The 24,431-nt window shown below is 62.2% G+C and carries 23 protein-coding genes; 9 read left to right on the top strand and 14 right to left on the bottom strand.

Features of this window, described 5'->3' with window-relative positions:
* Window positions 1-65 precede the first annotated feature (65 nt).
* From AC244Q_RS27285 to AC244Q_RS27315, 7 genes are all read right to left on the bottom strand, one after another.
* Window positions 66-1,142: an ABC transporter ATP-binding protein gene (locus AC244Q_RS27285; RefSeq protein WP_017996410.1), complete on the bottom strand. Its 1,077-nt coding sequence runs from the start codon at window positions 1,140-1,142 to the stop codon at window positions 66-68.
* The gene (locus AC244Q_RS27290; RefSeq protein WP_012755377.1) at window positions 1,142-2,251 is read right to left on the bottom strand and encodes an ABC transporter ATP-binding protein; all 1,110 of its coding nucleotides are present in this window, start codon (window positions 2,249-2,251) and stop codon (window positions 1,142-1,144) included. Before AC244Q_RS27290 ends, AC244Q_RS27285 begins: the two co-directional genes overlap by 1 nt.
* Window positions 2,248-2,451 carry a hypothetical protein gene (locus AC244Q_RS27295; protein WP_003562960.1) on the bottom strand — a complete coding sequence of 68 codons (204 nt, stop codon included), beginning with the start codon at window positions 2,449-2,451 and terminating at the stop codon, window positions 2,248-2,250. The genes AC244Q_RS27290 and AC244Q_RS27295 overlap by 4 nt, the downstream gene beginning before the upstream one ends.
* A complete protein-coding gene (locus AC244Q_RS27300; RefSeq protein ID WP_003562958.1) occupies window positions 2,448-3,407 on the bottom strand; it encodes a carbohydrate ABC transporter permease in 960 nt (319 codons plus the stop codon). The genes AC244Q_RS27295 and AC244Q_RS27300 overlap by 4 nt, the downstream gene beginning before the upstream one ends.
* A gap of 1 nt (window position 3,408) precedes the next feature.
* Window positions 3,409-4,314: a carbohydrate ABC transporter permease gene (locus AC244Q_RS27305; RefSeq protein ID WP_003562956.1), complete on the bottom strand. Its 906-nt coding sequence runs from the start codon at window positions 4,312-4,314 to the stop codon at window positions 3,409-3,411.
* Window positions 4,315-4,469: 155 nt separating this feature from the next.
* Window positions 4,470-5,780 carry an ABC transporter substrate-binding protein gene (locus tag AC244Q_RS27310; RefSeq protein ID WP_003562954.1) on the bottom strand — a complete coding sequence of 437 codons (1,311 nt, stop codon included), beginning with the start codon at window positions 5,778-5,780 and terminating at the stop codon, window positions 4,470-4,472.
* A 369-nt stretch (window positions 5,781-6,149) separates the two neighbouring features.
* A complete protein-coding gene (locus AC244Q_RS27315; protein ID WP_017996408.1) occupies window positions 6,150-6,788 on the bottom strand; it encodes a TetR/AcrR family transcriptional regulator in 639 nt (212 codons plus the stop codon).
* A gap of 99 nt (window positions 6,789-6,887) precedes the next feature.
* On the opposite strand from AC244Q_RS27315, the gene AC244Q_RS27320 reads away from it, so the two are divergent.
* The 4 genes from AC244Q_RS27320 to AC244Q_RS27335 are packed head-to-tail and all read left to right on the top strand — an operon-like array spanning window position 6,888 to window position 10,600.
* Complete coding sequence (locus AC244Q_RS27320; protein ID WP_012755379.1) at window positions 6,888-8,084, top strand: Tm-1-like ATP-binding domain-containing protein; 1,197 nt, start codon at window positions 6,888-6,890, stop codon at window positions 8,082-8,084.
* 11 nt (window positions 8,085-8,095) lie between these two features.
* Window positions 8,096-8,938, top strand: a complete 843-nt coding sequence (locus tag AC244Q_RS27325) for a phosphoenolpyruvate hydrolase family protein (protein WP_128407342.1) — start codon at window positions 8,096-8,098, stop codon at window positions 8,936-8,938.
* Between the two features lie 25 nt (window positions 8,939-8,963).
* Window positions 8,964-9,377 (top strand): cupin domain-containing protein, encoded by a 414-nt coding sequence (locus tag AC244Q_RS27330; RefSeq protein ID WP_003549741.1) that lies wholly within the window; start codon window positions 8,964-8,966, stop codon window positions 9,375-9,377.
* A gap of 32 nt (window positions 9,378-9,409) precedes the next feature.
* Window positions 9,410-10,600, top strand: a complete 1,191-nt coding sequence (locus tag AC244Q_RS27335) for a M24 family metallopeptidase (protein ID WP_128407343.1) — start codon at window positions 9,410-9,412, stop codon at window positions 10,598-10,600.
* A gap of 71 nt (window positions 10,601-10,671) precedes the next feature.
* Here the strand turns inward: AC244Q_RS27335 and AC244Q_RS27340 are convergent, their stop codons facing one another.
* Together AC244Q_RS27340 and AC244Q_RS27345 are read right to left on the bottom strand one after the other, a co-directional pair.
* Window positions 10,672-11,265, bottom strand: a complete 594-nt coding sequence (locus AC244Q_RS27340; protein WP_003562944.1) for a DJ-1/PfpI family protein — start codon at window positions 11,263-11,265, stop codon at window positions 10,672-10,674.
* 56 nt (window positions 11,266-11,321) lie between these two features.
* The gene (locus AC244Q_RS27345; RefSeq protein ID WP_128407344.1) at window positions 11,322-12,020 is read right to left on the bottom strand and encodes a GntR family transcriptional regulator; all 699 of its coding nucleotides are present in this window, start codon (window positions 12,018-12,020) and stop codon (window positions 11,322-11,324) included.
* Between the two features lie 96 nt (window positions 12,021-12,116).
* On the opposite strand from AC244Q_RS27345, the gene AC244Q_RS27350 reads away from it, so the two are divergent.
* Genes AC244Q_RS27350 through AC244Q_RS27365 form a run of 4 tightly spaced genes read left to right on the top strand, consistent with a single transcriptional unit; the run spans window position 12,117 to window position 16,739 of the window.
* Window positions 12,117-13,151, top strand: coding sequence for an Ldh family oxidoreductase (locus AC244Q_RS27350; RefSeq protein ID WP_128407345.1), 1,035 nt, complete (start codon window positions 12,117-12,119; stop codon window positions 13,149-13,151).
* Window positions 13,148-14,377: an iron-containing alcohol dehydrogenase gene (locus AC244Q_RS27355; RefSeq protein ID WP_487764154.1), complete on the top strand. Its 1,230-nt coding sequence runs from the start codon at window positions 13,148-13,150 to the stop codon at window positions 14,375-14,377. Before AC244Q_RS27350 ends, AC244Q_RS27355 begins: the two co-directional genes overlap by 4 nt.
* A 14-nt stretch (window positions 14,378-14,391) precedes the next feature.
* Complete coding sequence (locus tag AC244Q_RS27360; protein ID WP_128406127.1) at window positions 14,392-15,879, top strand: NAD-dependent succinate-semialdehyde dehydrogenase; 1,488 nt, start codon at window positions 14,392-14,394, stop codon at window positions 15,877-15,879.
* An 11-nt stretch (window positions 15,880-15,890) separates the two neighbouring features.
* Window positions 15,891-16,739 (top strand): alpha/beta hydrolase, encoded by an 849-nt coding sequence (locus AC244Q_RS27365; RefSeq protein WP_128406126.1) that lies wholly within the window; start codon window positions 15,891-15,893, stop codon window positions 16,737-16,739.
* A gap of 113 nt (window positions 16,740-16,852) precedes the next feature.
* On the opposite strand, the gene AC244Q_RS27370 is transcribed toward AC244Q_RS27365, so the two are convergent.
* Window positions 16,853-18,178 carry an NAD(P)/FAD-dependent oxidoreductase gene (locus tag AC244Q_RS27370; protein WP_128406125.1) on the bottom strand — a complete coding sequence of 442 codons (1,326 nt, stop codon included), beginning with the start codon at window positions 18,176-18,178 and terminating at the stop codon, window positions 16,853-16,855.
* A 233-nt stretch (window positions 18,179-18,411) separates the two neighbouring features.
* On the opposite strand from AC244Q_RS27370, the gene AC244Q_RS27375 reads away from it, so the two are divergent.
* Window positions 18,412-18,888: an Lrp/AsnC family transcriptional regulator gene (locus tag AC244Q_RS27375; protein ID WP_003562931.1), complete on the top strand. Its 477-nt coding sequence runs from the start codon at window positions 18,412-18,414 to the stop codon at window positions 18,886-18,888.
* A gap of 329 nt (window positions 18,889-19,217) precedes the next feature.
* Here the strand turns inward: AC244Q_RS27375 and AC244Q_RS27380 are convergent, their stop codons facing one another.
* The 4 genes from AC244Q_RS27380 to AC244Q_RS27395 form a co-directional block, all read right to left on the bottom strand.
* The gene (locus tag AC244Q_RS27380; RefSeq protein WP_128406124.1) at window positions 19,218-20,873 is read right to left on the bottom strand and encodes an ABC transporter ATP-binding protein; all 1,656 of its coding nucleotides are present in this window, start codon (window positions 20,871-20,873) and stop codon (window positions 19,218-19,220) included.
* On the bottom strand, window positions 20,870-21,736 hold the full coding sequence (locus AC244Q_RS27385; RefSeq protein WP_003562928.1) for an ABC transporter permease: 867 nt from the start codon (window positions 21,734-21,736) through the stop codon (window positions 20,870-20,872). Before AC244Q_RS27385 ends, AC244Q_RS27380 begins: the two co-directional genes overlap by 4 nt.
* Complete coding sequence (locus AC244Q_RS27390; RefSeq protein WP_128406123.1) at window positions 21,733-22,683, bottom strand: ABC transporter permease; 951 nt, start codon at window positions 22,681-22,683, stop codon at window positions 21,733-21,735. Before AC244Q_RS27390 ends, AC244Q_RS27385 begins: the two co-directional genes overlap by 4 nt.
* An 89-nt stretch (window positions 22,684-22,772) precedes the next feature.
* Complete coding sequence (locus AC244Q_RS27395; RefSeq protein ID WP_128406122.1) at window positions 22,773-24,383, bottom strand: ABC transporter substrate-binding protein; 1,611 nt, start codon at window positions 24,381-24,383, stop codon at window positions 22,773-22,775.
* Window positions 24,384-24,431 lie beyond the last annotated feature (48 nt).

The raw sequence follows: 24,431 nt of genomic DNA on the forward strand, positions 1-24,431 counted from the left end.
AACTCGAAACGCTCGCTGCCCCTGCCGTGCCGCCGAGGCCGCTGGCATCCTTCGGACCGATCAGGTCAGCCCGCGTGCCGCAGGCTTACACCGCTTCCGGCGTCAAACAGCACGACCTTTTCCGGATTCCACGAAAAGCGAACCTCATCCTCGATCCGAAGCGCCGTCTGTGTCGGCACGGTCGCGTGGATGAACCTCTCGCCGGTGCGCAGCGTCACGATCTTTTCGACACCGTGATTTTCCACGTCGTGGACCCGTGCTTCGCCGGGCGCGCCGCTGTCGAGAAAAATGTCCTCGGGACGGATGCCGAAGGTGAGCGGGCGACCGTCTGTCGCGATCCCGTGTCCTTTCCCGAGGGGCAGCCGGTAGCCCTCGCTCGCCACTGCTTCGCCGCCGGCAAGCGTGCCGGCGATCAGGTTCATCGGCGGCGAGCCGACCGCGCGCGCGACGAAGGTGTTGACCGGGTTTCCGTAGATCTCCTGCGGCGTACCCGTCTGCACCAGTTGACCATTGTTCAGGACGCCGATCTTGTCGCCCATCGACATGGCCTCTATCTGGTCGTGAGTGACGAAGAGGAAGGTCGCGCCGAGGTTCATCTGCAGGTTTTTCAGCTCGGTGCGAAGTGCTTCGCGAAGCTTCGCGTCGAGCGCCGAAAGCGGTTCGTCCATCAAGAAGACCCGCGGTTTGCGCACGATGGCCCGGCCGATCGATACGCGCTGCATCTCGCCTCCCGACAGCCGGTCCGTCTTGCGGTCGAGCAGATGCTCGATGCGCAGGGTCTTTGCAACGCGGTCGACGCGCTCCTTGATTTCTCCGGGCTCAACGCGACGGATACGGGATTTCAATGGAAATTCCAGGTTCTCCCGTACCGTATAGCGCGGGTAAAGTGAATATTGCTGGAGCACAAGGGCCACATCGCGCTCCGCGGCACCCCAGTCGGCAACGTCCTGCCCGTCGATGAAGACCTGGCCTGCGGTCGGCTTTTCGAGACCGGCGATCAGGCGCAGCGTCGTCGTCTTGCCGGCGCCGGTCTGCCCGAGCAGCACGAAGAACTCGCCGTCAGCAATGTCGATGTTCAGGTTTTTCAGCGCCGTGTGGTTGCCGAAGGTCTTGGTGATGCCCTTGAGTTCGATATGCGCCATCAGAGTCTGATCCCCAGCGACGAGCCGGTCGCGGTGTTGAAGAAATGTGCCTGGGCGGGGTCGATGCGCGCCCAGACGGCTTCGCCGGGACCAGGCACGAAACCGCTCTTGGTGCGTGCCCTGATCATCTGGCGACCGACCTTCAGGTCCACGATGTCGTGCGAGCCGAGAGGCTCGATGATATGCGCCTCGACCGGCATGAAGCCCTCGCGGGCCTCCCGTGAAACAAGCACGCCCTCGGGCCGGACCCCGAGTGTCAGCTTGCCGTTCTCGGCTCTTGCGTCAGAGAGGCGGTTGGCCAGCACGGCGGGGAACTCGAAGCCAGTCGTCCCGTCGCCAATCTGCACGCTGGTATGGCTGCCCGTTTCGCTTATAGTCGCCGGCGCCATGTTCATGACCGGGCTTCCGACGAACTGGGCGACGAACGTGTTGGCGGGTTGCGCGTAAACCTCTTCCGGCGTGCCGACCTGCTGAAGGATGCCCTCGTGCATGATGACGATGCGGTCGGCGAGCGACATGGCCTCCACCTGGTCATGCGTCACGTAGATGGTGGTTGAACCCTGCTTGATATGCAAACGCTTGATTTCCGCCCGCATCTCCTCGCGCAGCTTCGCGTCGAGCGCACCGATCGGCTCGTCCATCAGCATGGCCTTTGGCCGCCGCACCAGCGCACGGCCGATTGCGACCCGCTGCATGTCGCCGCCTGACAGCGCCGAAGGCTTGCGGGCCAGCAGACCGGCGATGCGCAGCACACCGGCGATCTCGCGGACCGACGCATCGACATCGGCACGGCTCATCCGGGTAGCGCGGAGCGGGAAGGCGATGTTCTCGTAGACCGTCATGTGCGGATAGAGCGAGAAGGATTGGAACACCATGGCGATGTCCCTGCCGGACGCCTTGATATGCTGCACCGGCTGCCCGTCGATCAGAATGTCGCCTTCGTCGATCGTTTCCAGCCCCGCGACGGCGCGCAATGTCGTCGTCTTTCCGCAGCCCGATTGTCCAAGGAGCACGATGAATTCATTGTCGGCGATGGCGAGATTAAGGTCTTTGATGACCTGGACGGCACCGAAATATTTCTGAATTCCGCGAAGTTCGATCTGCGTCATGAATGGTTGCCTTCGTCTGGTTGCGCGTCCCGCGGGATTTTGGTCGTCACCATGAAGGCGATCAGTCCGACGAGCGTCATCGTCATGCCGTAGCGATGCAGAAACAGGTTCCAGGGCTGGCAGAGCGCGATAATGCCGAGGATCATCAGATACTGTGAAGCGGGTTCGAGATATTTCTGGTTCAAGGCGCGGAAAGTCATTTGCGGATCGCTCCGAAGCTCATGCCGCGCAGGAGATGGTTCCTGAGCAGGAAGGTGAAGATGGCGACCGGTAGCAGGAACAGGAACGTGCCGGCCGCAATGACCGTCCAATCCGGCAGGCCTGAGCCGACCTGGCTCGGGATGAAGGGTGGAGCCGTTTGCGCGCGTCGGTTGGTCATAATTAGCGCAAATGCATATTCGTTCCAGGCCGTGATGAAGCAGAAGACCGCGGTCGCGGCGATTCCGGTCGCTGCTTCCGGGATGACGATCTTGAAAAAGGCCTCCATCCGCGTGTAGCCGTCGACGAGCGCGGCCTCCTCGTATTCCTTCGGGATCTCGTCGATGAAGCCCTTCATCAGCCAGACGGAAAAGGAAAGGTTGAAGGCGGTGTAGAGGATGATGAGGCCCCAATGCGTGTCGTTGAGGCCGACGACGCGGTACATGAGGAACATCGGGATTGCCACGACGACGGGCGGCAGCATGCGCGTCGACAGGATGAAGAAGAGAAGGTCTGCCTCCCCCTTCACTTTGAAGCGCGAGAAGCCGTAGGCTGTGAAGGTTCCCATGCCGACGGCCAGCACCGTGGACGTGATGGCGACGATCAGCGAGTTCATGAAGCGGTTCGGATAGCCGGAGGGCTGCACCTCGCCGCGGCCGGAGCGAACGATCTTCTCGCCGCCGTCGAACACCATCCGCTCCCACCAGGGGGCGGCGGCATATTCTTCAGGGCTCGGCGCCCCGCGCAGTTGCGAGCGCTTGGTGAAGAGCTTCACGAAGGGCGAGAGTTCCGGCTCGAAGAGCACCGTCGGCGGAATGGTGGTGGCAAGGTTGCGCGGCTTGAAGGCCGTCGAGGTGATCCAATAGATCGGCGCCAGGAAGATCAGCGTGATGACCAGTACGGCGGCGATCGCCACCCGGTTCAGCGCGCGTTCGGAGCGGGTTTGGACGGCAGCCATCTCAGCGCTCCTTCACTTTGTTGAGGTACTTGACGTAGATGTTGGTGATGGCGAGAACCATGATCAGGACGATGTAGGCGAGTGCGCAGGAGCGCCCAGTCTGCCATTCCTGGAAGGCCATCTTGTAGAGCCGGATGGAGATCACCTCGGTCGTCGGTTGGCTGGTCAGGATGTACGCGAGGTCGAAGGTCTTGAAGGCCTCCATCGTGCGGAAGATGATTGCGATCATCAGGATCGGCGCCACCAGCGGCAGCGTGATGCGGAAGAATGTATAAAACGGCCCCGCCCGGTCGATCGCCGCTGCCTCGTAGAGATGCTTTGGCACGGCCGAAAGGCCGGCAAGCGACAGCAGCATCACGAAGGGCGACCACATCCAGATGTCCGTGATTGCGACCGCATAGAGCGCCATGTCCGGATTCGACAGCCACTCGAAGGAGCCGAGGCCGAGTGCGTAGTTGATGATGCCGAAGGACGGGTCGTAGAGCAGCTTCCAGAAGAGGCCGACCACTGCCATCGAGAGCATCATCGGCAGCAACAGCAGCGTCGTCAAAAGACCCTTCAGCGGGATATCGCGGTTGAGCAGCATCGCGGTGCCGAAGCCGACGATCACCTGCCCCGTCACAGAGACGATCACATATTTCGCGGTGATGGCGAAATTCGACCAGATGAAAGGATCGTTCAGCAACTCGCGGTAGTTCTGCAGGCCGACGAAGTTGGCCGGCGCGTTCGACGAAGCGCGAAAGTCGGTGAAGGAATAGCCGAGCGAATAGATCAGCGGAAAGATGTTGAAGACGATCAGGAACAGGATCGTCGGAATGATGAAGAGATTGCGAATCCGGATGTCGCTCATGCCGCGGGATGCGGCACGCGATTTCGTGTCCAGCGATGTCATGACTGCGGTGGCCAATCCTCTCCTCCTCCGAGAGTTCGGCGCCGGATGCCGGAACGGCATCACGATGCGCGAAGTGAATTCCGGGCGCCGCGCCCTCTTGAGCCGCGCCTTCAACGCGGAGATGCAGAATGAAATGGGAGGGGCCGCGGCCCCTCCGCTGAGCGCGCTTGCTACTTGTGGCGTCCGTATTTCGCGAACGTCGCGTTCCAGTCCGCTGCCAGGGATTCGAGCGCTTCCTTCGCCGTGCCTTGGCCGGCAGTGACGAAGGGATAAATGCGCTGGTTCATCTGGATCAGCAGTTCGGCATATTCAGGCGTTGCCCAGAAGTCCTTCACCTTGAACATCGTCTCGTAGAAGGCCTTGTTATAGGGTGTCGCGTTCTGAAACTCCGGCGATTCAAGCACCTTGGCGCTTGCCGTATAGCCGCCGAGTTCGGCCCAGCGCTTCTGGGTCTCGTCCTTGATGAACCATTCGAGGAATTTCATCGCCTCTTCCTGGTTTTTTGAGTAGGAGATGACCGATATGCCTTGGCCGCCGAGCGCTGCGAATTGCTCGCCGTTCGGGCCCGCCGGATTGGCAAAGAAGCCGGTAACCTTGGCGTTCGGGTTGGACGCCTCGTTCACCAGGGCCGGGAAGAAGGCGAAGTAGTTCATGCTCATCGCCGCCAGGTTCTCAGTGATCGCCTGGTTGTTCTCGACGAAGAAGGACTTGGCCCAGCCCGGTGGCGTAAAGCCGTAGAGCTCGCGATAAAGCTCGAGCGCCTTGACGTTCTTCTCGGAATTGATGATGCCGTCGACCTTGTAGCTCTGGTAGTCGCCGAGTTCGCCTCCAAACGAGAAGATCGCGTTCTCGACACCCATGACGAGACCGTCATAAGAGTTGTCGGTGTAGATGGCGATTCCGTATCGCTTCTGGTCTGGACGGTGGAAGAACTCGGCGATGTCACGCATCTCGGCCCATGTCTTCGGCGGTGCGAGATCGTAGCCGTATTTGGCCTTGAACGCCTCCATCTCCTTGGGGTCTTCGAACCAGTCCTTGCGGTAGGACCAGCCGACGGCGTCGCCTTCGGCCGGAACCGACCAGTACTTTTTCGAGTTCGACGGATATTCGGCGTAGTATTTCACCGTTGCCGGGGCCATCACCTGGGTCAGATTGTGCTTGGTGAAGAAGTCGGTCAGATCGACGTAATGGCCGGCTTCTGACGCTGCCCCGATCCACTGACTGTCGCCGACGACCATGTCATAGGCTGAACCCTTGGCGTTGAACTCGGTGAAGGCCTTGGTCTGGAAGTCGGCCCACGGTGTGGTCTCGACCGTGACCTTGACGCCGGTTTGAGCCTCGTATTCGTTGACGAGTTCCTGAAGGTAGTTTGCCGGATCCCACTCGGCCCAGAAGATGGTCAGTTCCTGGGCCTGTGCGGATGTTCCGCACGCCCACATCAATCCGACACCGGCCAACAGACCGGTCATAGTTTTGCGCATAACGTTTCCTCCCATTTATGCACGCCTCCCGCTTCATCGCGGGCCTCCCGATCTGGCTTCCCGATCCTCCTGGGTGGTGTTCGTGCTGGGGGTCCTCCTCGACCCCTAGCTCGTTTCAGATCTCAAGCCTGAATGTCATTAACTTGATCTGGTATTACCAAATGCCATTATCGTCAAGCGCAACCTGGGAGACCTCTCGTCAAAGGCTCGTCTTCAGGCTTTCGCTGTCATTCCCCTGTAATTCCTGGCCTGCCGACGCAGTCGTGGCGGGCCGCCTCACATTCATCATCGCCGATCCGGACCACAATACAAGAACATATTACTGCCACTGGTCTAACCAGTTTGTGCGCCAAGTCTGGGCGCGCCACGTTACGCCCCGCTCTCTGCCTGCCGTAATGCGGTATCGACAAGAGCCCTGGCGGCCCACTCGGCAACAGACTGCGCGCCTTCCGAGGTCAGGCCCCATATATCCTTCAATACGATCAGCACCTCGACGCCGAAGACAAGCGAAAGCGCCTGTGCAAGGCGTTCCCGGGATTCGGGCGGCACAGTGCCCTGCAGGGGGGCCGTGACGCTCTTCAGCAGGTCGACCCGGTGGCCGCGCTTGAACAGCGGCTCGTTGCCGAGCGTGCCCGCCTGGCGCTGCGCCCACTGGTCCAGCGAAAGTTTCAGCGCCGCCTTGAAGGTGGCCTCGAACTCGTCGATGCGCGGCATTGCAGTCGCCAAGAGGTCGGCAACGCGAGTGCGTGCGTCCGGACTATCCGATGACCAACTGAGTATCGGCCCCAGAGCCTCATCCACCACGGCATGCACGAGCACGGCCTGGCTCGGAAAGTAACGGTAGGCCGTCGCACGCGAGACTTCGGCTGCCTCGGCGACTTCACTTACCGACGGCGTGATGCCGGACTGCATGAGCCGCGTAGCCGTTTCAAGCATCAGTTTTCGCGTTCGGGCACGCGGGCCTCGCTCGGTCCTGGCTGTTTCGTTCTGTTGACGTGAGACATCCATGTCTTTATGATACGCACGTCTCACAAATTTGCAAGGGCCCGTCGCTTTGTCCCAACGTGAGATATGCCGGGAGGAAATCCACCCGGTCTCGGAGGGGAAATGAAGCAGATCTACGTGGTCGGCACGGCCGACACGAAGGGCGAGGAGCTTGCCTATCTTGCCGCTTGCATCGAAGCGGCGGGCGGCGGTGTTGTCCGCGTTGACGTCGGCATAGGCGAGCCTGCGACCGCCGTCGATGTGAAGGCCGACGCAGTGGCGGCGTGCCATCCGGACGGGGCTGGAGCCGTTCTTGCCAGCGGGGACCGCGGAAGTGCGGTCGCGGCGATGGGCATTGCTTTCGCGCGCTTCCTTGTGGAGCGCCAGGACATCGCCGGCGTCATCGGTATAGGTGGAGGCGGAGGCACTTCGATCATTACCGCAGGCATGCGCCAATTGCCGCTCGGTCTGCCAAAGATCATGGTATCGACGCTCGCATCCGGCGATGTGGCTCCCTTTGTCGATGTTTCAGACATCGTGATGATGCCTTCGGTCACGGACATGGCGGGCCTGAACCGGCTGAGCCGCGTCATCCTTCACAACGCCGCTCAGGCGATCACCGCCATGACCCACCGCCCGGCTGAGGTGACTGCATCCAAGCCGGCCCTCGGGCTTACCATGTTCGGCGTTACCACACCTGCCGTATCGGCCATGGTCGAGCGCCTCCGAGCAGATTATGATTGCCTGGTCTTCCACGCCACAGGCACGGGCGGGCGGGCGATGGAGAAGCTTGCCGACAGCGAGCTCATCTCTGGCGTGCTCGACATCACGACGACCGAGGTCTGCGACCTGCTTTTCGGCGGCGTCCTGCCGGCCACCTCGGACCGTTTCGGCGCCATTGCTCGCAAAGGCTTGCCCTATATCGGTTCGGTTGGTGCGCTCGACATGGTGAACTTCTGGGCGCCGGAGACCGTTCCGGAGCGTTATTCCGGTCGGCTGTTTTACCAGCACAACCCGAACGTCACCTTGATGCGCACGACGCTGGCCGAATGCGCGCAGATTGGTCGCTGGATCGGCGACAAGCTCAATCTCTGCCACGGCCCCCTACGCTTCCTCATTCCCGAAAAGGGTGTTTCGGCCCTCGACATCGAAGGCGGTGCGTTCTTCGATCCGCAAGCCGACGCCGCGCTTTTCGCCGCGCTCGAGGCGACGGTGAAGCCGACGGCGTCGCGACGTATTATTCGCCTGCCGCTCCATATCAACGACCCAGATTTCGCCGAGGCCGCCGTCGCGGCCTATCGTGACATCGCCAACCCCTGAGAGACAAATCGATGCCAGTCATACCGCGCAACACCATCCTCGAAAAATTTCACGGCATGATCGCAGCCGGCGTGCCGATCGTCGGGGGCGGGGCCGGCACGGGCATCTCCGCCAAGGCCGAGGAGGCAGGCGGCATCGATCTCATCATTATCTACAATTCCGGGCGCTACCGCATGGCGGGGCGCGGTTCGGCGGCCGGACTGCTCGCCTATGGCAATGCCAACGAGATCGTCAAGGACATGGCGCTCGAAATGTTGCCGGTCGTGAAAAAGACGCCGGTACTCGCCGGCGTCAATGGCACGGACCCCTTCGTGCTGATGCCGCGCTTCCTCGCCGACCTCAAGGCAATGGGCTTTTCCGGCGTACAGAACTTCCCCACAATCGGCCTCTTCGACGGCCGGATGCGGCAGAGTTTCGAGGAGACAGGCATGAGCTACAATCTGGAGGTCGAGATGATCGCCACCGCCCACGGGCTCGACCTGCTGACGACGCCCTATGTCTTCAACGAGAGCGAGGCTGTCGCCATGACGGTCGCCGGCGCCGACATCATTGTGGCGCATATGGGCGTGACAACCGGCGGCACGATCGGCGCCACCTCCGGCAAGTCGCTCGATGACTGCATCGATGAGATCACCGCGATCGCCAAGGCAGCGCGTTCCGTGCGCGACGATGTCATTGTGCTCTGCCATGGCGGGCCGATCTCCATGCCGGAGGATGCGCGCTACGTTCTCGAGCGTTGCCCTGGCTGCCACGGCTTTTATGGCGCAAGCTCGATGGAGCGTCTGCCGGCAGAGGCGGCAATTCGTAAGCAGACGGAAGATTTCAAGGCGCTCGCCATCGGCGCGGTCGTCTGAGCAAGGACGTGGAGGAGGCCGTTTCATGGTAAAGGACAAGTACTTCATCTATCCTAAGGATGTGAGCGCCTTCGGCTTCGACTGGGGCAAGCTGTCGCTGACCGTGGCGCCCGAGGTCAACGGCGCCAGTCGCTTTTCGGGCGGTGTCGTCGAACTGCCAAGCGGCGAAGGCCATTCCCGCCACAATCATCCTGGCGCGGAGGAAATCATTTTTGTGATTTCCGGCGAGGGCGAGCAAATGGTCGAGGACGAGACGGGTAATCCGATCACGAGGAAGGTCGCCAGCGGCTGCACGATCTATGTTCCCGAAAGTCGCTTCCATTCGACGAAGAACACTGGCGGCGGGCCAATGCTCCTCTTCGTGGTCTACTCACCGGCGGGGCCGGAGCTTGCGCTTCGCGACTTGCCGGACTTCCGCCTGCTGCCGCCGGGCTTTTGAGGCGTCGCATCCATTTTCTGGGAGGAAAGACAATGAACGACAATGCAGGGCAAACAAGGCAGGCCGCCGTGACGCCGTTCGATACGGCCAAGCTCGACCGTCTCATGGAGGAAGCCGGTATCGACGTCATTGTCGCCACCTCCAAACACAACACGCAATATCTCATGGGCGGCTACAAGTTCATCTTCTTCGCGGCCATGGATGCGATCGGGCATAGCCGGTATCTGCCGATGGTGATTTATGAGAAAGGCGCGCCCGATCACTCCGCCTATGTGGGCAACCGCATGGAGGGCGCAGAACACCAGAATAATCCGTTCTGGACGCCCGCCGTGCATACGGCGACCTGGGGCACGCAGGATGCCGCCGGGCTCGCCGTCGAGCACCTGAAGAAAATCGGCAAGACCGGTGGGCGCATTGGCATCGAGCCAGCCTTCCTGCCATCCGACGCCCGCGACCTGCTTGCCGATCGGCTGGATGGCGCCCGATTTGTCGATGCCACGCATGTGTTGGAGCGGTTAAGGGCGGTCAAGACGCCGGATGAACTGGCAAAGCTGAGACGCGCCTCCGAACTGATCACCGACTCGATGCTGGCGACGGTCGCGGCGGCCCGCGCCGGTTCGACGAAGATGGAGATCATCGAGCAGCTGCGCCGGGAGGAAACGAACCGCGGCCTGCACTTCGAATATTGCCTGCTGACGCTCGGCTCCAGCCACAACCGCGCGGGCTCGCCGCAAGCCTGGGTCGAGGGTGAGATCCTGTCGATCGATTCCGGCGGCAACTATCACGGATATATCGGTGACCTGTGCCGCATGGGTGTGCTCGGCGAGCCGGATGCGGAGCTGGAGGATCTTCTGGCCGAAGTCGAATGCATCCAGCAAGCGGCCTTCGCCAAGGTCAGGGCAGGGGCTGCGGGCAGGGAGATGATCGTGGCAGCGGAGGCCGAGCTCAAGGCCTCGCCGTCAGCGGCCTTCACCGACTTTTTCTGCCATGGCATGGGCCTCATCGCCCACGAAGCGCCATTCCTCATGACGAACCACCCCGTCACCTATGATGGCATCGATGCCGACAAGCCGCTGGAAGCCGGGAGCGTGATCTCGGTCGAGACGACGATGCTTCACCCAAAGCGCGGATTCATCAAGTTGGAGGATACGCTCGCCATCACCGATGGCGGCTATGAAATGTTCGGCGAGCGTGGCCGCGGCTGGAACCGCGGCGGAGCGTGATTGCTGGCCCAACCGCAAACAAGGCCCGGCAGATGTCACCTGCCGGGCCTTCTGTTATTTGGTCCGTCGTCTCAGGTGTGGTGAATCTCCGTTCCCAGCACCTTCAGGCATTCGCGGATAAAGGCGGCGAGCGCCGTCCAGCCCTTGGCCGAAACCATCGTGCCATCGACATAGGCTTCGGTTGGCGAGAGGTCGATATAGGTCCCGCCCGCCAGGGTGACTTCGGGTTCGCAGGCCCCAAGTGCACCCACCTTCTTGCCGCGAACGACACCGTCGACCGCGATCAGGATCTGAACCCCGTGGCAGATGGTGAAGATCGGCTTCTTCTGCTCGTGGAAATGACGCACCATTGCCTGCACCCGCTTGTCGGTGCGGATATATTCCGGTCCGCGCCCGCCGGCGCAGTAGACGGCATGATACTGGTCGAGCTGGTTCTCGGCCTCGGAAAACGTCTTGTTGATGGTGACGTTGTGCCCGAGTTTTTCGGTGTAGGTCTGGTCTCCCTCGAAATCGTGCAGCGACGTCCTGAGGATGTCGCCGGCCTTCTTGTCCGGGCACACGACGTGCACCGTGTGGCCGACCGCCTCCATCGCCTGCTGATAGACGAAGATTTCGTACTCCTCGGTGAAATCGCCGGTGAGCATCAGGATTTTCTTGCCTGGCATGGGTTCTCCTCCTCGTTGTCAGGTCGGGCAGGCTCGTCCTTGCCCGGCGCGGTTGCTCAGACTTCGTCGAATGCCGGCAACAGCCGGTCGCGCGAATGTTCGATATGAATGCGCATTGCGTTCGCAGCCGCGCCCGGGTCGCGCGCCGCAAAGGCATCGAGCAGCGTCTGATGCTCGGCGAGCGCCTCCTCGGTGACGCGGCGATGAAACATCAGGCGGAAGATGTGGAAATGCGTGTGCTGGAATGTCAGCATCTCGCGGATCAACTCGTTGCCGGCAAATTCCATGATCCGGTCGTGAAAGATGGCGTCCTGGCGCGCGAAGGCCGAATAGTTCGCTCGTTCGTCCCTGTTGTCGCTGCGTGTCATCACGCCCGCGGCCTCGGTGAGAATGGCCAGCTTTTCGTCGTTCATCGTCTCGGCTGCCTTCGCAGCGCCGGCAGGTTCCAACAGCAGACGCAGTTCATAGAGCTCGTCGAAACGGTGGCGCGTGATCTGCGGCGCGGCACGATAGCCAACGAGATGCTGCTTGACGACGAGGCCTTCGCCTTCAAGCCGGCCGAGGGCTTCGCGGATCGGCGTATGGGAGACGTTGAACTCCTTGACCAGGTTGTCGACCGTGATGCGCGTCCCCGGCGCAATCTTCAACGACATGAGCTGGTTGAAAATTGCCTCGTAGACGTCGCCCGCCAGGCTGTTGGCGCGCGGTATCTGGGTTGTGCCCGTTGAGGGTTCCTTCGGTCTCGTCGAAATCATCCGCTGCCTTGCCTCTTGACAGGTCCAATCGCTAGCACGATGCTGCGGCCAAGACAATCCTATATCCTATACGATTTAATATAGGGAGGAAAAATCATGCGTCTATCCGAAGCGGCAGCGCTTGCGCTTGCCACCCGACTGCTCGAAGAGCATGGCGCACCGCGTGACCATGCGGCCCTGCAGGCTCGCGTCCTGGTGACGGCGGAGATGAAGGGGCACCCGTCGCATGGCCTGTACCGGCTTCCGCGGCTGGTCGAACGGATCGAGGCCGGGGTCATTGACCCGCAGACGAAAGGCACACAGCGCTGGCGCGCGGATGCGGTGCTGGAGGTTGAAGGGGCGTCGGGACTTGGCCCCGTCGTCGCCATGGCCGCGATCGAGCGGCTATCGCCTCACATTGCGGATCTTGGCATCGGCCTTGTCGCCGTGCGCAACGCCAACCATCTCGGCATGCTCGCGCATTATGTGGAGGCCATCGCCGCAATGGGTTTCGTCGGCATCGCGCTCTCGTCGAGCGAGGCGCTGGTCCATCCCTTCGGCGGTACCCGGGCCATGCTCGGCACCAATCCCATCGCTATCGCCGTGCCGACGGCCGAGGAACCGCTCGTGCTTGACCTGGCCACCAGCCTCGTGCCGATGGGCAGCATCCATCATCACGCGGCGACCGGCAGGCCCATTCCCGAGGGATGGGCGCGCGATGCGGCCGGTAACCCGACGACCGATCCGGGGCGTGCGAAGGCCGGCGCGATTGCGCCCTTCGGCGACGCCAAGGGTTACGGGCTCGGCATCGCCATGGAGCTGCTGGTGGCAGCTCTTGCCGGCTCGGCGCTCGCGCCGGATGCGCGCGGCACGCTCGACAGCCAGTCGCCATGCAACAAGGGCGACGTCTTCATCTTGATCGAGCCCAGTCTGGCGCCGGGATTGCCGGCGCGACTGTCGACCTATCTCGATGCCGTGCGCGCTTCACCACCCGCCAGCGCCGGCAAACCGGTTCTCGTCCCGGGCGACCGTGCCCGCCGGCGGCGAGCGGCGGCAAGCCGCAACGGGTTCGAGATCGACCAGCGCCTGTGGGAAGACCTCAACGCGCTTTCGCACCCCCGCATTCTGGCCTTCGAGGGACAAAGATCATGAGCCTGTTTGCCGCCTTGAGGCTGCCGCGGGAAATTCTGTTTGGCGTCGGCCAGCGCCATGCGCTCGCGAGCGTCGCCAGCAGAACCGGCCGGCGCGCACTCGTCTGCACGGATGCGCGTTTTTCCGCAACACCGGTCTTCGCGGAAATGATCGCCGCGCTTGAAGCAGCCGGCATTGTCGTGCTGGTTCATGACCAGACGCTGCCGGACGTGCCGCAAAAAACTGTCGCGGTTTGCGTTGAGGCCGCGCGCGGCTTTGAGCCCGATATGGTGATCGGCATCGGTGGCGGCAGCTGCCTCGACATGGCGAAATGCGCTTCGCTCCTGCTCGCTCACGGCGGCGCGCTCGCCGATTACTACGGTGAGTTCAAGGTGCCGGCGCCCATCCTGCCGGTCATCGCCGTGCCGACGACGGCAGGCACAGGCTCCGAAGTGACGCCGGTCGCGGTTGTTTCCGATCCTGACCGTACCCTGAAGGTTGGCATTTCCAGCCCATATCTCATCGCCGCAGCGGCGATCTGCGACCCGGAACTGACCTTATCCTGCCCGCCCGGGCTTACGGCGATTGCCGGTGCGGATGCGTTGACGCATGCCATCGAAGCCTTCACCGCCATGCGCCGCCCCGGCGATCCAGAACTCGCGCAACAGCATGTCTTCATCGGCAAGAGCGATCTCTCCGACCAGTTCGCGCTGCATGCCATCCGGCTCCTCAGCCGGAGCCTGGAAAAGGCCTTCGTCGACGGCGCCGACATCGATGCGCGCGCCGATGTGATGATGGGCGCGCTCGCAGCCGGCTGCGCCTTCGGAACGGCGGGTACTGCTGCGGCCCATGCCGTGCAATATCCGGTCGGCGCCTTGACCCATACGCCGCACGGCCTCGGGGTTGCGACCATGCTGCCCTATGTGATGACATATAATCGCCGCGTCGCGGGCGCGGACATCGCCATTGTCGGTAGGGCGCTCGGCCTCGATCCGACCGGAGTGGAGGACGACGAGACGCTCGCCGATGCCGCGATCGGCGAGGTGAGCCGCCTCTTCGCCGCGATCGGCATCGCGCCGACGCTTGCTGGGCTCGGACTGCCGGAAGACCGGATCGACTGGGCCGCAGAGCAGGCGCTCGGCATCGGCCGGCTGATCAAGAATAATCCACGCTCCTTCGATGCGGCCGCCATGCGCGGCCTCGTGCGGGCCGCCTATGACGGCGACCTGGCCGCTTCCGCCCTCTGACCTGGGAAACCATCATGAACGTCAACCAGCATTCTGCGCATCCAGACCACGATCCCTTCGGGCTCCACTCGTTCTCCCGCGGCCTCTATATTGGCGGCGCCTGGCGGCCTGCGGCGGGCGAGGGTCGGATCGAGGTGATCGACCCCTCGACCGAGGCCGTCATTGCCGCCGTGCCGGATGCGACCCTTGCGGATGCGACAGCGGCCGTGGAGGCCGCCGCAAGCGCCGCGGAAAGCTGGCGCGAGACGCCGCCGAGAAAGCGTTCCGAGATCCTGCGCCGCTGCTTCGAACTTATGGTGGAGCGCTCCGAAACGCTTGCCAGGCTCATTTCGCTCGAGAACGGGAAGGCGTTGCGCGACGCGCGCGGCGAGGTGGCCTATGCGGCGGAGTTCTTTCGGTGGAACGCCGAGGAGGCGGTGCGCATTTCTGGTGAGTTCGGCATTGCCCCGGCCGGTGGAAACCGCATCGTCGTCGATTACCAGCCTATCGGCATCTGCGTTCTCATCACACCGTGGAACTTCCCGGCCGCGATGGCGACCCGCAAGATCGCGCCTGCCCTTGCCGCAGGTTGCACCGTCATCTTGAAGCCGGCGAGCGAGACGCCGCTGACGGCCTATGCGCTTGCGGCTCTCTACGAGGAGGCTGGCGTGCCGCCGGGCGTCGTGAACGTGATGACAACATCGACGCCAGGCCCCGTCATCGCCGCCATGCTGGCCGACCCGCGCGTGCGAAAACTTTCCTTCACAGGCTCGACGGGTGTCGGCCGTACCCTTCTGGCGGAAGCGGCGAAAAATGTCATCTCCTGCTCCATGGAACTTGGCGGCAACGCGCCGTTCATCGTTTTCGACGATGCGGACATCGACGCGGCGATCGAGGGTCTGATGGTCGCGAAAATGCGCAATGCGGGTGAGGCGTGCACGGCTGCAAACCGCATTTATGTTCAGTCAGGTATCCACGACGCCTTCGCGGAAAAATTTACCCGACGCATGGCCGCCCTCAATGTGGGCCCGGGCGTGGATGCGGATACGGAATGCGGTCCGATGATCACGCGCAAGGCGGTGGGCAAGATCGAGCGCCTTGTTGAGGACGCCATTTCGCGCGGCGCGCGCGCCCTCTGCGGCGGACGAACAGTGGCAGGACGCGGCTTCTTTTATCCGCCGACGGTGCTTGTCGATGTTTCCTCGGCCGCGGAAATGGGCTGTGAGGAGATTTTCGGTCCCGTCGCGCCGCTCTACCGTTTCGAGACTGAGGCAGAGGTCATCGCTGCCGCCAACGATACCGAATATGGCCTCGCCGCCTACATCTATACCCGCGACATTGGCCGCGGCATGCGCGTCGCCTCCAAGGTCGAGGCCGGCATGATCGCGCTCAATCGTGGACTGGTCTCCGATCCCGCTGCCCCCTTTGGCGGTGTGAAACAGAGCGGCCTTGGACGTGAAGGAGGGCAGCATCACGGTATCGCCGAGTTCATGGAAGCCAAGTACATTGCGACAAGTTTCTGAGGGAGGAACCTGTGGCCGCCGATCCGTTCCGCATTCGTGACCATGTCGCAGATTTCGACGCGATCGTTGACGATATCCGAGCTCGCAGCCTTGCAACGCGGCGCACTGTCGCCATGGAGGCCAACATCGCCTACGGGGATAGGCCTGGCGAGACGCTCGATATCTTCCTGCCAAACAGCGCCGGCTCGGACATGCCGATCCACATGTTCATCCATGGCGGCTATTGGCGGATGTTTTCCAAGGAGGACTATTCCTGCGTCGCTGAAACGATCACCGGCGCCGGCGCGGTCGCAGCCATCGTCGATTATTCGTTGATGCCCACGGCGAGAATGGACGCCCTGGTTGGTCAGGTCCTGAAGGCCAAGGCTTTTCTGCTGGCGCATGCCGATCGTTTTGGCGCCACGTCAAAGCGGTTTTCCGTCAGCGGCCACTCCGCCGGTGCACATCTTGCAACCTTTCTCTTTCATCGCTCAGCGCCTTCGGGGGTCTTCGCTGCTTTCCTGCTTGGCGGGCTATACGATCTGGAACCCCTGCAGACGTCTTTCCTGCGGGACGAGATCGCCCTGAGCGACGAGGAGGTGCGACGGTTTACGCCCATGCGTCATGAGCACGATCCTGCAACGCGTGTCGCCATCATGACCGGCGAACAGGAAACTGGTCCGTTCAAAATTCAGGCAAATGCCTTCAGGGGCATTCTTGCCGCCCAAGGGCTTGACGTGCGGGCATCGCAGGTCGCAGACGGCAATCACATGAGCACGGTGCGCGATCTCGCTGTCCTCGGCACGCCTGTGGCGGCAGCATTGCGCGCCTTGATTGCTAATAATGCCAGTGAGGAACCGAAGCGACACACCTTCCCTTGACCGCCGGTTTTTCGTGATCGTGGCGATCGAAGCGCGACGCATCGGCTCCTATGGCCGGTACCAAAGTCGTGCCGATCCGCGTCGTCGAACGCCGCGCAAAGGCCGACCGTGTCCTAAAAATCGGCCACTTTGCCCCAGGCGGATCCACCGAAGCGGTCGGGGTGGTAGGGTCTCGGATCAACGATCGGCTCATCGCCGGTGACGATATCGGCAATCAGATGACCGGCGCCAGGCCCGATGCCGAAGCCGTGGCCGCTGAAGCCGGCAGCGAGGATGAAACCGGGCAAGGTGGCGATCTCGCCGATCCCTGGTACGCCGTCGGGCGTGCTGTCGACATAGCCGGCCCAAGTCGCGCTGATGGCGGTTTTCTTCAAGGCAGGGAGAAGCTCGAGCGCCCGCGCACGCGTAAGCGCGATGGTGGCCTCGTCGACCGTCGGGTCGAGGATTCGCATGCGCTCCATTGGCGTCGGTCTGTCGAGCCGCCAGCGGGCCAGAGATTCGTGGCCGGAGCGAAAGCCCTCCAGCCCGCCTGGTGCGAGACTGCGCCAGCGCCGGGCGAACATCGGCAGGAATTGCCGCGCGAAGCGGAACTGCTGTGGCGTCGGATCGACACGGGCGCGGCCGCTGATCGCGAGCGTGTGACCACCATCGCGGCGCCGCGTTACCGAAACGGCTGATGTATGCAGCGCATCCGGCAGGCCGCTCGCGCCTGGAGATACGGCGAGGATCGAGGAGCGTATCGAGGCTTGCGGAAATCGAATGCCGAGCTGACGACAGAAGGAGGAGGCCCAGGCACCACCGGCGAGGACGGCGATCTTTGTCCGGATCGTGCCATGCTCGGTGACGACGCCCGAGAGCCGGCCGCCTTCGACGTCGAGGCCTCTGGCCGCGCAGGACTGATGCACCGTGCCGCCGAGTTTCAGGATCGCACGCGCGACGGCCGGTGCAGCGCTCGCCGGATCGGCGGTGCCGTCGGTCGGCGAAAACACCCCGCCTTTCCATGAAGTGCCGGTGGCATGCCCGCGTTCGGTTGCCTCGGCGCTGTTCAGCATATGCGTCGTGACGCCGACCGAGCGGGCGAAATCGCGCCAGCGGGCCCAACCGGACAGTTCCTCGTCGCTGTTGCTGAGATAGAAAAGACCGCAACGACGGAACCCGGTATCCTCCCCGGTCTCAGTGGCGAAGCGCTCCCAAAGGTCGAGGCTCTTCGTCGACATCGGCAGTTCGCGGGCGTCGCGGTTCTGCTGGCGGCACCAGCCCCAGTTGCGGCTCGATTGTTCGGCGCCGATCAGACCCTTCTCGACGAGGGCCACCTTCAATCCGCGCCGGGCGAGATAATAGGCCGTGAAAACGCCGACGATGCCGCCGCCGATGACCACGACATCAGCGGTGGAAGGCAGTTCCGGCGTGGTGTCGACGCGATTGAGCGGTGCGGGCATGGGAGAGTCTCCGTTTTAAGCGTAGTGTAGCGGATCCGACGCCACGGCTTTGCCGGAGATCGGTTGGTGGCAGCAGAAGATTCCGTGTCGGGAGCATGCCAGCAGTCGTTTGTGCTTCGGCCTGTCCTGCAACGCGATCGACAGGCCAACGTCATGTGTTAAGGTTGGTGCCGGCAAGCAGCAGCATAATCTGCTGCGTGATTGGCGATCTCGAGCAAATGAGGGCGTGTGAGATGAAACTCGACCGGATCGACGTAAAAATTCTCTACGAACTGCAGAAGAACGGCCGCGTCACCAATGTGGAACTCGCCGAACTGGTCAATCTTTCGCCAAGCCCCTGCCTGATGCGGGTGAAGAAGCTGCAGTCGGAGGGATATATCGAAGGTTATTCGGCTCAGATCAACGTCAGCAAACTGGGGCAGACGCTGACCGTGTTCACCGAGATCACCCTGAAAAACCACCGGCAGATCGACTTCGCCCGCTTCCTGGCGGCGATCGAGAAGGTCGACCAGGTGATCGAATGCCACCTGGTTTCGGGCGGCTACGATTATATGCTGAAATTCGTCACTGCCGGGATAGACGAATACCAGACGATCATGGAGCGGCTGACCGACCTGGACGTCGGCATCGACAAATATTTCAGCTTCGTTGTCCTGAAATCGCCGATTATCAAGGCCCACATGCCGCTCACCACCTTATTTCCGCATTAGAGCCTTTCAGCAAAAGTGCGCAGTTTTTGCGTCACTCATCAGTCCTGCGCGGATACAGGTTCTCGCTGTCGCAGGTTGTTCTCCCCATAAGGATAAGCTTCTACTGGTTGGAAGGACTTGCGACAAAATTTCGGCCTTACCTTCCAAAGCCATGTTCGCTGCCACTTGCTGGGCTCCTGCCGCGGAGTCGAGGCTTTCCAGCACGACCTGACCCGGTGGACGCTTGATCTGGCAGCGCCCAACTCTTGGTTTCGAGGAGGGCAGAGCAGTTTGCTGCCTAATTTCTTGAAGCAAATCCGACCTGAGAAATTTTGCAGTAGAATCGGCGCTCAATGCCGGCAGTAGGCCCGCACCAGTTCCGGATCCTGCTGGAGCCCGTCGAGCCAGGCCGGATCGAGCGTCGGCACCGATGAGAACAGCAGTTGCGAATAGGGATGTTGCGGTGCCTTCACCGTCAGGGATGTGATTTCCTCGACCTTGCGGCCGCCATACATCACGACGATCTCGTCGCAGATCGCCTCCACCACCGAGAGGTCATGGCTGATGAAGATGTAGGAGAGGCCGAGTTCGCGCTGCAATTCTTTGAGCAGGTCGATGACCGCGGCGGCGACCACCGTGTCGAGCGCTGAGGTAATCTCGTCGCAGAGGATCAGCTTCGGATCGGCGGCGAGTGCCCGGGCGAAGTTGACACGTTGCTTCTGGCCGCCCGAGAGTTCGCCCGGCCGGCGATGGCGCAGGTTGCGGGGCAGGCGTACCATGTCGAGCAGTTGATCGATCCGGGCGTTCCGCGCCTTTCGATCCATGCGGTGGTAAAAGACCAAAGGTCTGTCGAGAATGTCCTCTACCGATTTTGCCGGGTTGAGTGCGGTATCGGCGTATTGGAAGACGATCTGCATCTCGCGCAACTCATCACGCGAACGCTCGCGCGCGTTGCGATGCAGTTCCGTGCCGTCGAAGACGATCTTGCCGACGGCCGCCGGCAGGATGCCGGCGATTGTGCGGGCGAGCGTCGACTTGCCGCAACCGGATTCGCCGATAATGCCGAGATTACGGCCTTTTTCCACCTTCAGGCTCACATGCTCGACCGCGCGAACGAGCGGCAGGCCATCAGCCTGGCGCTGCCCATAGCCCGCGACAAGATCTTCGATGCTCAGCAGGGGAGCCGTCGCGGGTTCGGCGAGGCCAGTTGCGCCGCGCGGTTTCGGTTCGAAGGCTGCGAGCAGCTCCCTGGTATAGGGGTGCTTGGCGTTGTTGAGGATTTCGTCGGTGGTGCCGGTTTCCTGGGTCTCTCCGCCTTTCAACACCACGATGCGGTCGGCGATCTGCGCGACGACGGCAAGGTCGTGCGAGACATAAACGCCAGCGATACCGCCCTTTTTCATGACCGATTTGAAAGCGCGCAGCACTTCGATCTGGGTCGTGACGTCGAGCGCCGTCGTCGGCTCGTCGAAGATGACGAGGGTCGGGTCGCCGATCAGCGCCATGGCGGCCGCCAGACGTTGCAGCTGGCCGCCGGAAACCTGGTGCGGGTAACGGCTGCCGATCGTCTCGGGTTCCGGCAGGGACAGCGCCCGGAAGAGCTCGACGGCCCGGGTGCGCGCCTGGTCCGGCGACATCAGGTGGTGAATACGCGTGACTTCGATCACCTGGTCCATGATCGATGTGGCCGGGTTGAAGGCGGCAGCCGCCGATTGCGGGACATAGGCGACTTCGGTGCCACGCACCTTGGCGCGCTGCTTCTCGCTCAGCGTGACCATGTCCTTGCCGCCGACCGAAACGCTGCCGCCGGAGATACGACAGCCCGCACGGGTGTGGCCCATCAGGGTCAGGGCGATGGTAGTCTTGCCCGAGCCGCTCTCGCCGATCAGCGCGACGATCTCGCCCTCGGCAACATCGAGGCTGACACCTTTGATGATTTCGACACGCCGGCCGGAATCGGTGGTGGCTTCGACCTTCAGGTCACGGATTTCGATGAAATTGCTCATGACGTGCTCCGGTCGCGAATTTTCTGCGGCAGGTTGTCGATCAGCAGGTTGACGCTGATCGTCAGGCTGGCGATGGCAAGCGAGGGAAACATCACCGCCGGCGCACCGAATGGCAGGCCGCCGATGTTCTCACGTACGAGCGCACCCCAATCGGCATAGGGCGGCTGGACGCCAAGGCCGAGGAAGGAAAGCCCGGAGAGCAGCAGAACGATGAAGACGAAGCGGATGCCGAGATCGGCAAGCACCGGCCCGACGATGTTGGGCAGGATTTCCGAGCGAATGAGATAGAGGGTGCTTTCGCCGCGGATGCGCGCGACCGTGATGAAATCCATCGCATTGATGTTGACGGCGAGCGCCCGGGCGAAGCGATAAGCGCCTGGGATGTAGATCACCGACAGCGTCATGATCAGCACCGGGACCGACGAGCCGACGGCAGCGACGACCACCAGGCCGAACAACTTGCTCGGGATGGAGTTGAGGGCGTCGAGGAAGCGGCTGAGGATCGTGTCCAGCCAGCCGCCGGCGACCGCTGCGATCATGCCGAGCACGACGCCGCTGAAGCAGGCGATCGTTACCGCAGCGAGCGAGATGCCGACTGTATAGCGCGCGCCCATCAGAATCCGCGAGAGCATGTCGCGGCCGAGATAATCGGAGCCGAGCCAGAGTTCCCGACTCATCGGGCCGAAATAGTCGAGATCGATAATCTCGCCGACGGGGTAGGGGATGACCCATGGCGCGAAGATCGCAACGAGCGCCCATGAGAGGATCACAGTGAAGCCAATCGCGCCGACGATGTTGAAGCGATAGCCAAACCGGGTTCCGGACAGCCGGCCGGAGGTGGTTTCGGAACTGGTCATGGTCATCGGAGCCTCGGATTGGAAAGGATGGCGATGATATCGGCGATGGTGATCAGGAGCAGATAACCCAGGCAGAAAATCATCGCGCAGCTCTGGATCAGCGGCAGGTCGCGGGTGGCGACGGCATCCAGCATCAGCTTGGCGATACCGGGATAGTTGAAAATGGTCTCGACGATGATGACGCCTCCAAGCAAATAGGACAGCGAAAGCGCAACGGCATTGACGATCGGGCCGAGCGCATTCGGCAGTGCATGGCGAAAAACGATGCGCGGGCGGGAAGCGCCCTTGAGCAATGCCATCTCGACATAGGGTGTGTTGAGCGTCTCGATTACAGCCGCGCGCGTCATGCGGATCATCTGGGCCGAGACGACGAAGGTGAGGGTGATCACCGGCATGGCATAGACGCGCAACAGATCGGTCAGACTGTGGACCTCATTGGCGAAAGACAGCGCCGGCAGCCATTTCAGATAGACGGCGAAGATGAGCGCGGCGGAGGTCGCGACCATGAACTCCGGCACGGAGATGACGCCGATGGTGATCACGGTGACGATCCGGTCGTAAAGGGTGCCTCTCATCATCGCCGCCGTGATCCCGAGCGTCAGCGCAATCGGCACGGAGAACAGCGCGGTGACGCCGGCAAGTTTCAGCGTATTGACGAAGCGGCCCGCAATGAGAGCGGCGACCGGCATTTCGTTGGCATAGGACGTGCCGAGATCGCCCTGCAGCAATCCGACGATCCAGCGCAGGAAACGAAAGAGCGCCGGTTCGTCTAGATGCATGGCCTTGCGCAGGCCTTCGACGGCTTCCGGCGTGGCGGCTTGGCCGAGCAGGATCGTCGCCGTATCTCCCGGCAACAGCGTTGTCGCGAAGAAGACGGCGAAGGAGACGATCACCAGGGTGATCACGGCGACGAACAATCTGCTCAGTACAAGGGATAAGACCTGGCGGTTCACGGGCGTCTTCCCTCTGCGTTCGAGTTGGGTTCCATCAATGAAGATGGAGGAACTGGGGCGCGGCTGCAGCCCCAGTCTCCTTTGCCGTATCAGGCTTCAAGCCAGACATATTCCGCGAAAGCATATCCCATCTGGCCGCCAAGCGGGTTGGCTTCGAGACCCTTGAGCTTGACCGTCGTGGCATCGACGTTCGAGATATAGGCGGGAATGATAGTACCAGCTTCCTGAGCGACCATGCCCTGCATCTCGTTATAGATCGTCTTGCGCTTGTCTTGATCGAGAGAGCCGCGCGCCTCGATCAGCATCTTGTCGAACTTCTCCGACTTGTACTGGCTTTCGTTCCACGGAGCGTCCGAGGTGTAGAGCAGGGAGAAGAGGATATCAGGGGTCGGACGCGGGTTGATATTGCCGAAGTGGATCGGCGCCTTGAGCCAGTAATTGTCCCAGTAACCGTCGGAAGGTACCCGCTGGACGTCGAGCTTCATGCCGATTTCGGCGCCGGCGGCCTGGATGATCATGGCCATGTCGATCGAGGAAGCCGCCGCATCGGAGGCGATGATCGGGATGGATTGGCCGAGAACGCCGGCCTTGTCGAAGTGGAACTTCGCCTTGTCGGGATCGAAGGCCCGCGCTTTCAGCTCTGCGTCATGATAGAAGTTCGCAGGCGAAACGGGTTGATCGTTGCCAACTTCGCCGAGACCGCGCAGCGCCGCTTTGACGATCTGTTCGCGGTTGACGAGATACTTCATGCCCTCGACGAAATCCCGCTTGTTGCCGGGCTCCATATCCAGTCGCATGTTGAGATTGGTGTAGTTGCCGGAGGTGGTCTTCGACAATGTGAAGCCGTCTCCCTGGGTCTCGACAAGGCGCATCGAGCGCGGATTGATCGAGGCCGCGAGGTGGATATCGCCCGAAAGCAGCGCGTTGACGCGGGCATTGTCGTCGCTGATGGCGAAGTATTCGAAGGAATCGACGTTCGGGCCGGATTTCCAGTAATTCTTGTTCTTGATGCCGACCGAGCGAACGCCCGGCTCGAAGACTTCCTTGACGAAGGCGCCGGTGCCGTTGGCTTTGGTGAAATCGGTCGTGCCGTCGGCGACGATCATGAAATGATGCATCGACAGAATGGTCGGCAGGTCGGCATTCGGGCTGGCGAGCGTGATCTCGACGGTCTGTTTGTCGACCGCCTTGAAGCCGGTCATCTGGGCGGCGATCTTGGCGACCTTCGAGCCGACGGATGGGTCGAGATGGCGCTTCAGCGAGAAAACCACGTCATCGGCGGTCAGCGGCTTGCCGTCATGGAAAGTAACGCCGTTCTTCAGCTTGACCGTCCAGGTCTTCGCATCCTTGGACTCGATCGCTTCGGCAAGCTCCATCTGCGGCGTGCCTGATTTGTCGAGGAAGGTGAGGCGGTTATAGAAGGAGCAGCACCGGACATAGTCGGTGGAGAGCGACGCCTTGGCGGGGTCGAGCGTATCGGCCGTCGAGGACGACCAGCCGGCCGCCTTGAGCGAGCCGCCGGAAACGGGCGTGGCGGCGAGCGCCTTGCCAGCGCGGCCAAGCACGAGCCCGCCGGCAGACAGGGCCACGCCGCCCGCAAGCATCATATGCAGCAACTCGCGACGAGTGGCGCCACGACGGATGGCGCTTTCGACCATGGCGTCGTCGGATCTGGTCCAATTGGTGATCTTGTCGTTCATCTCATTCCCCTTTTCTTGTGTGGCGGGCAGCCCGTTGCGGGCGGCCCC

The sequence above is a fragment of the Rhizobium sp. CB2179 genome, from assembly GCF_057653455.1.

What these genes read in the sequence shown, in the direction of transcription:
- AC244Q_RS27285 (WP_017996410.1), bottom strand. Translation starts at nt 1,142, where the DNA reads ATGGCGCATATCGAACTCAAGGGCATCACCAAGACCTTCGGCAACCAC.
- AC244Q_RS27290 (WP_012755377.1), bottom strand. Translation starts at nt 2,251, where the DNA reads ATGACGCAGATCGAACTTCGCGGAATTCAGAAATATTTCGGTGCCGTC.
- AC244Q_RS27295 (WP_003562960.1), bottom strand. Translation starts at nt 2,451, where the DNA reads ATGACTTTCCGCGCCTTGAACCAGAAATATCTCGAACCCGCTTCACAG.
- AC244Q_RS27300 (WP_003562958.1), bottom strand. Translation starts at nt 3,407, where the DNA reads ATGGCTGCCGTCCAAACCCGCTCCGAACGCGCGCTGAACCGGGTGGCG.
- AC244Q_RS27310 (WP_003562954.1), bottom strand. Translation starts at nt 5,780, where the DNA reads ATGCGCAAAACTATGACCGGTCTGTTGGCCGGTGTCGGATTGATGTGG.
- AC244Q_RS27315 (WP_017996408.1), bottom strand. Translation starts at nt 6,788, where the DNA reads ATGGATGTCTCACGTCAACAGAACGAAACAGCCAGGACCGAGCGAGGC.
- AC244Q_RS27320 (WP_012755379.1), top strand. Translation starts at nt 6,888, where the DNA reads ATGAAGCAGATCTACGTGGTCGGCACGGCCGACACGAAGGGCGAGGAG.
- AC244Q_RS27325 (WP_128407342.1), top strand. Translation starts at nt 8,096, where the DNA reads ATGCCAGTCATACCGCGCAACACCATCCTCGAAAAATTTCACGGCATG.
- AC244Q_RS27330 (WP_003549741.1), top strand. Translation starts at nt 8,964, where the DNA reads ATGGTAAAGGACAAGTACTTCATCTATCCTAAGGATGTGAGCGCCTTC.
- AC244Q_RS27335 (WP_128407343.1), top strand. Translation starts at nt 9,410, where the DNA reads ATGAACGACAATGCAGGGCAAACAAGGCAGGCCGCCGTGACGCCGTTC.
- AC244Q_RS27340 (WP_003562944.1), bottom strand. Translation starts at nt 11,265, where the DNA reads ATGCCAGGCAAGAAAATCCTGATGCTCACCGGCGATTTCACCGAGGAG.
- AC244Q_RS27345 (WP_128407344.1), bottom strand. Translation starts at nt 12,020, where the DNA reads ATGATTTCGACGAGACCGAAGGAACCCTCAACGGGCACAACCCAGATA.
- AC244Q_RS27350 (WP_128407345.1), top strand. Translation starts at nt 12,117, where the DNA reads ATGCGTCTATCCGAAGCGGCAGCGCTTGCGCTTGCCACCCGACTGCTC.
- AC244Q_RS27355 (WP_487764154.1), top strand. Translation starts at nt 13,148, where the DNA reads ATGAGCCTGTTTGCCGCCTTGAGGCTGCCGCGGGAAATTCTGTTTGGC.
- AC244Q_RS27360 (WP_128406127.1), top strand. Translation starts at nt 14,392, where the DNA reads ATGAACGTCAACCAGCATTCTGCGCATCCAGACCACGATCCCTTCGGG.
- AC244Q_RS27370 (WP_128406125.1), bottom strand. Translation starts at nt 18,178, where the DNA reads ATGCCCGCACCGCTCAATCGCGTCGACACCACGCCGGAACTGCCTTCC.
- AC244Q_RS27375 (WP_003562931.1), top strand. Translation starts at nt 18,412, where the DNA reads ATGAAACTCGACCGGATCGACGTAAAAATTCTCTACGAACTGCAGAAG.
- AC244Q_RS27380 (WP_128406124.1), bottom strand. Translation starts at nt 20,873, where the DNA reads ATGAGCAATTTCATCGAAATCCGTGACCTGAAGGTCGAAGCCACCACC.
- AC244Q_RS27385 (WP_003562928.1), bottom strand. Translation starts at nt 21,736, where the DNA reads ATGACCATGACCAGTTCCGAAACCACCTCCGGCCGGCTGTCCGGAACC.
- AC244Q_RS27395 (WP_128406122.1), bottom strand. Translation starts at nt 24,383, where the DNA reads ATGAACGACAAGATCACCAATTGGACCAGATCCGACGACGCCATGGTC.